Source organism: Vibrio galatheae (assembly GCF_000967545.1).
Classification (GTDB): domain Bacteria; phylum Pseudomonadota; class Gammaproteobacteria; order Enterobacterales; family Vibrionaceae; genus Vibrio; species Vibrio galatheae.
In genome coordinates, this window is sequence record NZ_JXXV01000001.1 from 23196 (window position 1) to 34027 (window position 10832).

A 10832-nucleotide genomic window follows, 5' to 3' on the forward strand; every position below is an offset into this window, starting at 1 on the left:
CTATCAAATGTGTGATAGCTCACATTGATAGTATTGAGTTTAAAAGCTTGTCAATACTACTCTTTTTCATCAATGTAGGGGTCTTTAAAACCCATACCTTGCATGATTTCTGTTTCGAGTGACTCCATCTCTTCGGCTTCGTCATCCTCGATATGATCATAACCTAGCAGATGCAAGCTACCATGTACAACCATATGCGCCCAATGAGCAATCAAGGGCTTATTTTGTTCTTGCGCTTCTCGCTCAACGACTTGACGGCAAATAACAAGATCACCGAGTAAATCCATTTCAATACCAGGTGGCGCCTCAAATGGGAAAGAGAGCACATTGGTGGGCTTATCTTTGCCGCGGTACTCATGGTTGAGCTGTTGGCTCTCTTGCTCATCAACCACTCTAATCGTGAGTTCCGCCTGTTTTTGAAATGGTAGGATGGTTTTATCTAACCAGGTTTGAAACTCTTGTTCGCTGGGTAGATCTTGTTCATTTTCGACTGCAATTTGGAGATCGAGTTCAATACTCATCACTTACCTTCGGCTGCTTCAGCTTGTACTTGTTTAGAAAGCTCAGCTTTGGCAGTTTCTAGCAGCTTAGCTTCGCGTTCTTCGCGGCGTTTTTTCTCAAACTCTTTGCGTTCTTTCTGATCTTTCGCTTCCCACTTCTCATAAGCGTTAACGATGCGCGCAACCACAGGGTGGCGAACGACATCATCAGACTGGAAGAAGTTAAAGCTGATATCATCCACTTCACTTAATACTTCAATTGCGTGGCGTAGACCTGACTTGGCGCCGCGTGGTAAGTCAATCTGAGTGATATCACCGGTGATGACTGCGCGCGAGTTAAAGCCGATACGGGTTAGGAACATCTTCATCTGTTCGACAGTGGTGTTCTGACTTTCATCTAAAATAATGAATGCATCGTTCAGAGTGCGACCGCGCATATAAGCAAGCGGAGCAACTTCAATCACGTTTCGTTCAATCAGCTTTTCTACTTTCTCGAAGCCGAGCATTTCGAACAGCGCATCGTAGAGCGGACGCAAATAAGGATCGACTTTTTGGCTCAAATCACCAGGTAGGAAACCGAGTTTTTCTCCCGCCTCAACGGCTGGACGAGTGAGCAAGATACGGCGGATTTCTTGACGCTCTAACGCATCGACCGCTGCTGCAACCGCCAGATAAGTTTTACCTGTGCCTGCGGGGCCAACACCAAACGTAATGTCGTGTGTGACCATGTTCATTAAATATTGGCCTTGGTTAGGTGTGCGAGGTTTGATGACGCCTTTTTTGGTCTTAATAAAGACTTCTTTACCATGCTCAATACTGGACTCTAAATCTTGGTCTAATACGCCAGTCTCTTTGATCGCGAGATGAAGCTCATCCGGTTCAATATCGGGAATATTGCCACGCACTGGCGCGGTATTGACGTAAAGCGTTTTGATGATTTCGAGCGCAGCAGCGCTAGTATGAGGCTTGCCTACGATGGTAAAGAAGTTGCCACGGTAGCTAATTTCAATACCTAAACGGCGTTCAAGATGCTTAATGTTGTCATCGAAAGGACCGCACAGACTTGCTAAGCGGCGGTTATCAGAAGGTTCTAGATTGATTTCTAGAGTTACAATTTTATTGCTCAAAGTTGCCTCTCAAAATAGGCCATTTGTAAGAAGCCCGATTTAGACCGGGCTTCCAATGGCGATCGTTACCTATCTATAAGATGGTAACTTCTATCGCTATTTTCAAGCTTAAGGCGTAAAAGTCGCTACACCTAGCTCATCTTCGCGTTTGGTTCTTGCCATCATTTGCGTTGGTGAAATCATTGTGCGTAGATCCATATCTTTTTCAGTACGAACCAAATCACCACGCAGAGAGTTGGCAAATACGTCTGTGATCTTCACATCAACGAATTGACCAATTAGATCAGCGCTACCTTCGAAGTTCACCACACGGTTATTTTCGGTACGTGCGCGAAGTTCCATTAGATTCTTTTTCGAAGGGCCTTCAACAAGAACGCGTTGCTCAGTACCAAGCATTAGGCGAGAGTAGCGCATGGCTTGAGCGTTAACCACTTGCTGAAGCTCGTACAAACGTTCTTTCTTGGTCTGTTCGGATAGATCGCATGGGTAGTCTGCCGCGGGTGTACCTGGACGTGGAGAGAAGATAAAGCTAAAGCTCATATCAAAATCCACATCTTTGATCAGTTTCATTGTCGCTTGGTGATCCATATCCGTTTCTCCAGGGAAACCAACAATGAAGTCAGAACTGATCTGAATATCTGGGCGAGCTTTACGCAGTTTACGAATGATCGACTTGTACTCGATACCTGTGTGTGGACGCTTCATCATAGTCAAAATGCGGTCACTACCACTTTGTACTGGTAGGTGCAGGAAGCTCACAAGCTCAGGAGTGTCTTCGTAGACTGCAATGATGTCGTCAGTAAACTCTAGCGGGTGGCTAGTGGTGAAACGAATACGGTCAATGCCATCGATTGAGGCCACAAGGCGTAGCAGCTCGGCAAACGAACAAATCTCGTCATCGTGTGTTGCGCCGCGATAAGCATTGACGTTTTGACCTAATAGGTTGACTTCACGTACACCCTGCTCTGCAAGTTGGGCGATTTCATAAAGAACATCATCCATTGGACGGCTTACTTCTTCACCACGCGTGTAAGGTACAACACAGTAGGTGCAGTACTTAGAACAACCTTCCATAATTGAAACGAATGCCGTTGCACCTTCCGCACGTGGCTCTGGCAAACGGTCAAATTTTTCAATTTCAGGGAAAGAGATATCCATTACCGGCGCGTCATTTGATTGAGACTGTTTGATCATCTCTGGTAGACGGTGCAAAGTTTGTGGGCCAAAGATAACGTCAACAAAAGGGGCACGTTCACGAATGTGATCACCTTCTTGTGTCGCGACACAGCCACCGACGCCGATAACCACGCCTTCTTTCTTATCTTTTAGTGTTTTCCAACGACCAAGCTGGTGGAATACTTTTTCTTGTGCTTTTTCACGGATAGAACAGGTATTAAGTAGTAATACATCTGCCTCTTCTGGCTCTTCTGTCAGCTCATAGCCGTTCGCAGCGTTCAGTAGATCGGCCATCTTAGATGAATCGTATTCGTTCATCTGGCAGCCCCAGGTTTTAATTAGCAGTTTCTTACTCATTTTGTTCGCTCGATCGTTAGTTTAAATTAAGGGAGCAAATCGCCCAGTGTTTCCAGTGTGCCATCATATTTTAGTGTCATTGATGACTGAATTTTATGCCTAGCAAGTGGCAAGCGGCGTATTGTACTGCTTTCAATACCGACTGACTAGTGCTGCGGCAAAATCTAATCTAAGCGTTATCAAATAAGGGTTTGCCCATGTTGCTCATGAGGTTTTTGGTTACATTTTAGTAATCAGAACGTACAATAAAAAACAGTCAATGAATCAACTAATTGAAGTACAAATTATGACCAAGTTTGATGTTGCAGTGATTGGTGGAGGTATGGTTGGCGCCGCGACGGCCATCGGTTTTGCCCTGCAAGGAAGAAACGTCGTTGTCGTTGAGGGGAGTGCCCCTCAAGCTTTCTCTCCACAACAAGAGATGGATATTCGAGTCTCTGCCATCTCGGAACATTCTGTGGCCGTTTTAAATCGGCTTGGTGCTTGGTCGGCGATTGAACGTATGCGAGTCTGCCCGTATCGCCGTTTAGAAACGTGGGAGCACCCTGAATGCCGGACACGCTTTCACTCAGATGCATTGCAGATGGAGCAACTGGGTTATATCGTCGAAAACCGATTGATTCAGTTGGGATTATGGCAGCAGCTCGTACAATTTGAAAATATCGAACTGTATTGTCCAGATAGATTGGAAAACATCGAGTTTGGTGATGTAAATCGAGTGGTATTAGCGTCAGGTGAGTGTTTTGAGGCATCTTTGATTGTTGGAGCCGATGGAGCAAACTCCAAAGTACGTCAACTGGCTGGGATAGGCATAACCGCTTGGGATTACCGCCAACACTGTATGCTCATCAACGTTCAAACTGAATTAGCTCAGCAAGATATTACATGGCAGCAATTTACATCCACTGGGCCTCGTTCATTTTTACCTCTTGCTTCATTACCCTCTCAATCGGAAGGGGGGCAGGGATCGCTAGTTTGGTACGATAGTCCAAAACGTATCAGGCAGCTTTGCGCCATGAACAATGATCAACTAAGAGAAGAAATCTTGGTTCACTTTCCTAGTGAGTTAGGGGAGATCAAGGTGTTGCAGTTTGGCTCATTCCCATTGACGCGTCGCCATGCTCAAACCTACTTTAAACGACAATGCGTTCTCGTGGGTGATTCGGCACATACCATCAATCCTTTGGCAGGCCAGGGAGTCAATCTAGGTTTTAGAGATGTGGAAGTCTTACTCGAAGTAAGTGCAGGCGTATCATCACTGAATGAGTCAATATTGCGCTGGTATGAGCACAAGCGCCGACCAGATAACCTGGTGATGCAATCTGGAATGGATTTTTTCTACAAAGGATTCAGTAATGAGATAGCCCCTTTGAAGTTGGTGCGTAACGCAGCATTGAAACTGGCTGACAACGCTGGGCCACTAAAAACTCGTGTGCTTAAGTATGCACTCGGCTTAAATTAGTTGTTTACTATCTAAAAAACAAAAACGCAGCCAACTGGCTGCGTTTTTCGTTGCGCTAAGTAGCTATTAATTACTTAGTGACACGAAGTACTGGTGTTTCACCAACAGTCACAGAACCAGAAAGCTTGTTCAGCTCTTTGATTTCGTCCATGTTAGAGATAACAACAGGAGTCAGAGTAGACTTCGCTTTTTCTTCTAGAAGAGCGAGATCGAATTCGATGATAGTGTCACCAGCTTTCACTGATTGACCTTCTTCAGCGATACGTTTGAAGCCTTCACCTTTCAGTTCAACGGTATCGATACCGAAGTGAACGAATAGCTCAACACCGTCGTCAGACTCGATAGAGAAAGCGTGGTTAGTTTCAAAGATCTTACCGATAGTACCGTTTACAGGAGCTACCATCTTGTTGCCAGCTGGTTTGATAGCGATACCGTCACCAACGATTTTCTCAGCGAAAACAACGTCTGGCACGTCTTCGATATTTACGATTTCACCAGATAGAGGTGCGATGATTTCGATTGCACCTGCATCTGCGCTGTCGTCAGATACTAGCTTCTTAAGTTTGTCAAACAGACCCATTGTGTCATGCTCCTAACGTTTTATTTAATTCTGTCGAATTATAGTATACCAATCTCAGAAAATAGACGACAAATTTTGCCGTCTATCTCATTGGAATTAACTAATTATTGAGTTTTCTCTGCGATGAATTTTTCTACCACAGCTTCAATTTCTGCCGCTGTCGGTAGCGAAAGTGCTTCTTCAGCCATTGCTTTCACTTCAGCAAAGTTAGAGTTACGGATCACTTTCTTCACTTTAGGAATTGAAATTCCGCTCATTGAGAACTCATCTAGGCCCATACCAAGTAGCAGTAGTGTCGCACGCTCATCACCTGCAAGCTCACCACACATACCCGTCCATTTACCTTCAGCGTGAGACGCGTCGATAACTTGTTTGATAACGGTTAATACTGCTGGAGATAGTGGGTTGTATAGGTGAGAAATCATCTCGTTACCACGGTCCACTGCGAGTGTGTACTGAGTTAGATCGTTAGTACCAATAGAGAAGAATGCTACTTCTTTCGCTAGGTGGTGTGCGATCGCTGCTGCTGCAGGCGTCTCAACCATTACACCAATTTCGATGTTTTCGTCGAATGCTAGACCTTCAGCGCGAAGTTCAGCTTTGTACTCTTCGATGGCGCTCTTCAGTTCACGGATCTCTTCAACCGAGATAATCATTGGGAACATGATACGAAGCTTGCCGTGTGCAGACGCACGTAGAATACCGCGTAGCTGATCACGAAGAATTTCACGACGGTCTAAGCTGATACGTACTGCGCGCCAGCCTAGGAACGGGTTCATCTCTTGTGGTAAATCCATGTATGGTAGATCTTTGTCACCACCAATATCCATAGTACGGATAATAACCGCTTCACCGTTCATTGCTTCAGCAACGTCTTTGTACGCTTGGTACTGCTCTTCTTCTGTAGGAAGTGCATCACGGTCCATAAATAGGAACTCAGTACGGTACAGACCAACACCTTCACCGCCGTTACGCAGGATACCGTCACAGTCTTTTACCGTACCAATGTTACCGCATACTTCCACGCGGTGACCGTCAGTTGTTTCAGCGTGAAGGTCTTTTAGCTTGGCCAGCTCTTCTTTTTCAGCAATGAATGCCGCTTTAACTGCTTTTGCTTCTTCAAGCTCAGCATCAGATGGGTTGATAACGATTTTATTGTTCATCGCATCAAGAATCAGCATGTCGCCATTCTTAACTTGTTTAGTAATGTCGTTAGTGCCCACGATAGCAGGAAGCTCAAGAGAGCGAGCCATGATAGAGGTGTGAGATGTACGACCACCGATATCACAAGCAAAACCAAGAACGTAGTCTAGGTTAATCTGTGCAGTTTCTGATGGTGTTAGGTCGTAAGCAACTAGGATAACTTCTTGATCGATATCGCTTAGAGATACGATGTTGATACCTAGAGCATTTTTAACAAAACGTGTACCAATATCGCGGATATCTGTGGCACGTTCTTTTAAGTATTCGTCGTCTAGAGACTCTAGAGCTGATGCTTGCTCTTCGATAACCGTGTGGATCGCGTTATCAGCGTGCATCTTGTCGTTTTTAATCAGCGCTAGGATTTCTTCCTCTAGCTCTTCGTCTTCAAGAAGCATGATGTGACCTTCAAAGATCGCTTCTTTCTCTTCACCGAAGGTTTCAAGTGCTTTCTGCTTGATTGTTTCTAGCTGAGCAGATGATTTGTCACGCGCTTCAAAGAAACGTGCAACTTCTGCTTCTACTTGATCATCAGAAATAGTGTTTGTGTTTAGGACAATTTCATCTTCTTGAAGTAGTAGTGCTTTACCGATAGCAATACCAGGAGATGCTAGGATGCCTGAAATCATAGCCTTACCTTAAATTGGTCAACTTTAAAACGGGAAAAATGAGTGCGCTAACGAATATTTGTAGCTTATATTTTGGCCTATTTCCAACAAAGCCATTTTGCTTTCACAAAATGGCTTTGAAAATAGGAGACCGGATTAGTGTAGTTGGTCCATTAGAGCAACTAGGTGGTCTACAGCTTGTTTAGCCTGTGGGCCTTCAGCTGAGATAGAAACTACTGTACCTTTAACTAGGCCAAGAGTTTGTAGTTTGAAAAGGCTCTTAGCGCTAGCGCTTTTACCGTTAGAAGTCACAGTGATGTCCGCATCAAATGCTTTAGCTTCTTTTACGAACTGTGCAGCTGGACGAGTGTGAAGGCCGTTTTCTGCAGTGATTTCTACTTGCTTCTCGTACATGTTATATACCCCAATTGATTTATATTTTGATAGTTTCTCAACCAAACTTAGCTTAACCGTAAATGGACTATTCTGCTAGATGAAGAACGCGCATTTCGTGTCATAACTGATATTGGTTGCAAATTACACAATTGCGACGCCAGTCTATGCTGTTGTTCACAATTGATAAGAATTCTTATCTAGTCTTTATTTTGCAGCTAGAAATAAAACATTCCCGATATTACCAAAGGTGGGGCAGGGATCAACAAAAAAGCCCCATTTAGGGGCTTTTTTGGACGAAAAATTGATTTGACAACATATTATTGTTGGTTTTCTTTCTCGGTAAAGATACCTGCAAATAGAGCGGTACTTAGGTAACGTTCGCCTGAGCTAGGCAGGACTGTTACGATTGTTTTCCCTTCAAATTCAGGTAGTTCTGCTAGGCGGTTAGCTGCGACTACAGCAGCGCCTGATGAGATGCCTGCTAGGATACCTTCCTCTTCCATCAGGCGACGAGCCATTGCAATCGCTTCTTCAGAAGTCACGGCTTCAACACGGTCAACGAGCTCTAAATCCAAGTTGCCTGGGATGAAACCTGCACCGATACCTTGAATTTTGTGTGGTGCTGGTTGAATTTCTTGACCCGCAAGTGCTTGAGCAATAACTGGTGACTCTGCAGGTTCAACAGCGACAGAGACGATGTTTTTGCCTTTTTCACCTTTAATGAAGCGGCTTGTACCTGTGATTGTACCGCCAGTACCTACACCCGCAACGAACACATCAATTTCACCGTCTGTTGCTTCCCAGATTTCAGGGCCAGTCGTTTTTTCGTGAATTTGTGGGTTCGCTGGGTTGTTGAATTGTTGAAGCAGTAAGTATTTATCAGGATTGCTTGCAACGATTTCTTCTGCCTTAGCAATCGCACCTTTCATCCCTTTCGCAGCTTCTGTCAGCTCAAGGTTTGCGCCTAATGCTTTAAGTAGCTTACGACGCTCAAGGCTCATTGATTCAGGCATAGTTAAAGTTAACTTGTAACCACGAGCAGCTGCGACAAAAGCCAGAGCGACACCTGTGTTACCACTGGTCGGTTCTACAAGCTCAACACCTGGTTTTAAAGTGCCTGCCTTTTCCGCTTCCCAAATCATGTTCGCGCCGATACGACATTTAACACTGAAGCTTGGGTTACGCGCTTCAATTTTTGCGAGCACTTTACCGTTACTCACTTTGTTTAGGCGAACTAGAGGAGTGTTACCAATAGTTTGAGAGTTGTCTTCGTAGATTTTGCTCATGGGGCGATCCTTCATCTCTGTTTCTAATCTACTTCAAGCCAAGCTTCAAATAGACGCAGTTATTATCAAAAGTTTGTAGTGTAGAGATTAGGCTAGGTTAAAAAACGAGAAAAGGATTAAATAGTTATATGATATGAAAGGGAGAGAATTGATTATGGTCTCTCCCTATAGACCGCTTCTAGCTGAAACCAGATGGAATATTTCTGCCAGATGCACCTCGTGTTAGTTATCTTTAGCTAGCAAGCTTAGCATTCAGCCATCTCGCTGCACACTAAGGCTTCTTAAACTCTGCTACCCACATTGACGTTGCCCCGCAAACCGCAACTGGCATGACAATCAAATTAAGAATTGGAATTGTGGTGAAAACAGAGACCAAAGCTCCAAAAGCATAAGCCTTGCCTTGTTTTTGTTTCAAATTGTTACGCATGTCGTTAAATGGGACTTTGTGATTATCGAATGGATAATCACAGTATTGAATAGCCAAAATCCATGCTGTGAAAATAAACCAGAGGAAAGGCCCAATCGTCTGTCCCAATGCAGGTATGAGTAGTAACAAAAACAGACCTATAGCTTTGGGCAACACATAAATGAGCTTACGCCACTCACGAGCGAGAATTCGTGGTGTGTCTTTAATAACAGCTATCATCCCTTGTTCGTTGACCTTTTGCATCGTCAAATGCTCTTCAACTTTCTCTGCAAGCAAACCGTTAAATGGCGCGGCGATAAAATTGGCCAAGGTACTAAAGAAGTAGGAAAAAGTAGCAAGGATGGTTAGTACCAGCAATGGCCACAAAATATAGCTCAGCCAGGACAAAAAATCGGGTAGCTGGCCGAGAAGCTGGCCAATCCATACATCGAGATTGGAAAATAAGTAGTAAAGCGCACCTCCGACCAAAATGATATTGGCGAGGAGTGGCAAGATAACGAATTGGCGAATTCCTGGAGTGCGCGCCAGTTCTATTCCGTGAAGGAAGTAGCCGAAGCCAGAACGCTGTCTAATCTGTGTATTCATATTTTTCTTTTGTGATGTAAAAACGAACGTTTTCTATCTTAACAAGAAAAAAGCGTGTTCAAAATCACAACATTGCGGGAACTTCTCACATTAATTTGTTCTAAAACAGGGGCGAGTTTTGGTAGAGTAACTCAAAGTCAGATTTAAACAGATTCGAATAACACGCTTATATCGAGCAAATGAGAGCTAAAAATGCAGGAACTGCGATTTGTACTCATAATTGTTGGTGCACTAGCGATTGCCGCTTTGCTGTTCCACGGTTTATGGACGAGTAAAAAAGAAGGGAAAGCCAAATTTGGTAGTAAGCCAATCGGTAAGTTGGATGTTGAGAGTGAAGATCCGGATGTCGTCCCTGAGCGCGCCTTTTCGCCTGAAGATGATTTTGAAATCATCAAGAAAGAGCGTAAAGAACCAGGTTTTGTTGCTCAAGATGAGGTGTTGGCGGATCCGTTAATCGACAATTATCAAGACCCTCAAGCGTTATCTGAACTCGATGAGATTGAGGTAGATGTTCCTTCGTTCTCGACTAAGTCTATCGAAGAAACCGACGACCTTATCGAGTCGCCTCTCGAACCCGTGTCAGAGCCAGTTGCTGCTGAAGTCACTCATGCTCCAGAAGCAACGACAGAGGCTAAACAAGAACAAGAAGATGCACCACTCGAAGTGATTGTGCTCAACGTGCACTGTGCTGGCGAAGAGCCATTTGTCGGGACTAAGCTGTTTGATAGTATGCAACAAAATGGCCTGATCTATGGCGAAATGGATATATTCCACCGCCATGCAGATTTATCAGGAACAGGCAAAGTGCTATTTAGCGTGGCAAATATGATGCAGCCAGGCACATTAAATCATGATGATCCGGCAACCTTTACCACTAAAGGTATTTCGTTCTTTATGACAATGCCTTGTTTCGGTGACGCCGAGCAAAACTTTAAGTTAATGCTTAAAACGGCTCAACAGATTGCTGACGATTTGGGCGCGAATGTATTAGATGACGCGCGCAATTTGATGACGCCTAACCGTTTAGACAGCTACCGGGCTCAAATTCAAAAGTTTAAGGCCGCGCAACAAGCCTAAAAAAACTGATATTTTAAAAGGCTCCATTTGGAGTAATGCCGATCAGTTAAG

Annotated in this window: 10 protein-coding genes; 2 read left to right on the forward strand and 8 right to left on the reverse strand. The window is 44.3% G+C overall.

What is annotated here, in order from left to right:
- Positions 1 to 56: 56 nt before the first annotated feature.
- From ybeY to miaB, 3 genes are all read right to left on the reverse strand, one after another.
- Positions 57 to 521 carry an rRNA maturation RNase YbeY gene (gene ybeY, locus TW81_RS00105; RefSeq protein WP_045953696.1) on the reverse strand — a complete coding sequence of 155 codons (465 nt, stop codon included), beginning with the start codon at positions 519 to 521 and terminating at the stop codon, positions 57 to 59.
- Complete coding sequence (locus TW81_RS00110; protein ID WP_045953697.1) at positions 521 to 1627, reverse strand: PhoH family protein; 1107 nt, start codon at positions 1625 to 1627, stop codon at positions 521 to 523. Before TW81_RS00110 ends, ybeY begins: the two co-directional genes overlap by 1 nt.
- A gap of 108 nt (positions 1628 to 1735) precedes the next feature.
- Positions 1736 to 3160, reverse strand: a complete 1425-nt coding sequence (gene miaB, locus TW81_RS00115) for a tRNA (N6-isopentenyl adenosine(37)-C2)-methylthiotransferase MiaB (protein ID WP_045953698.1) — start codon at positions 3158 to 3160, stop codon at positions 1736 to 1738.
- Between the two features lie 286 nt (positions 3161 to 3446).
- Between miaB and TW81_RS00120 the strand changes: the two genes are divergently transcribed.
- The gene (locus TW81_RS00120) at positions 3447 to 4622 is read left to right on the forward strand and encodes a 2-octaprenyl-3-methyl-6-methoxy-1,4-benzoquinol hydroxylase (protein ID WP_045953704.1); all 1176 of its coding nucleotides are present in this window, start codon (positions 3447 to 3449) and stop codon (positions 4620 to 4622) included.
- A 70-nt stretch (positions 4623 to 4692) separates the two neighbouring features.
- On the opposite strand, the gene crr is transcribed toward TW81_RS00120, so the two are convergent.
- The 5 genes from crr to cysZ all read right to left on the reverse strand — a co-directional run bounded on the left by crr (position 4693) and on the right by cysZ (position 9704).
- Positions 4693 to 5202 (reverse strand): PTS glucose transporter subunit IIA, encoded by a 510-nt coding sequence (crr, locus tag TW81_RS00125; RefSeq protein ID WP_004415112.1) that lies wholly within the window; start codon positions 5200 to 5202, stop codon positions 4693 to 4695.
- A 104-nt stretch (positions 5203 to 5306) separates the two neighbouring features.
- Positions 5307 to 7031, reverse strand: coding sequence for a phosphoenolpyruvate-protein phosphotransferase PtsI (gene ptsI, locus TW81_RS00130; RefSeq protein WP_045953699.1), 1725 nt, complete (start codon positions 7029 to 7031; stop codon positions 5307 to 5309).
- A gap of 135 nt (positions 7032 to 7166) precedes the next feature.
- The gene (locus TW81_RS00135; RefSeq protein ID WP_045953700.1) at positions 7167 to 7424 is read right to left on the reverse strand and encodes an HPr family phosphocarrier protein; all 258 of its coding nucleotides are present in this window, start codon (positions 7422 to 7424) and stop codon (positions 7167 to 7169) included.
- Between the two features lie 299 nt (positions 7425 to 7723).
- On the reverse strand, positions 7724 to 8692 hold the full coding sequence (gene cysK, locus TW81_RS00140) for a cysteine synthase A (protein ID WP_045953701.1): 969 nt from the start codon (positions 8690 to 8692) through the stop codon (positions 7724 to 7726).
- A gap of 271 nt (positions 8693 to 8963) precedes the next feature.
- Entirely contained in the window at positions 8964 to 9704 is a 741-nt protein-coding gene (gene cysZ, locus TW81_RS00145) for a sulfate transporter CysZ (protein WP_045953702.1), read from the reverse strand.
- Positions 9705 to 9896: 192 nt separating this feature from the next.
- Between cysZ and zipA the strand changes: the two genes are divergently transcribed.
- Positions 9897 to 10781 carry a cell division protein ZipA gene (gene zipA / locus TW81_RS00150; RefSeq protein WP_045953703.1) on the forward strand — a complete coding sequence of 295 codons (885 nt, stop codon included), beginning with the start codon at positions 9897 to 9899 and terminating at the stop codon, positions 10779 to 10781.
- The last annotated feature ends 51 nt before the right edge of the window (positions 10782 to 10832 follow it).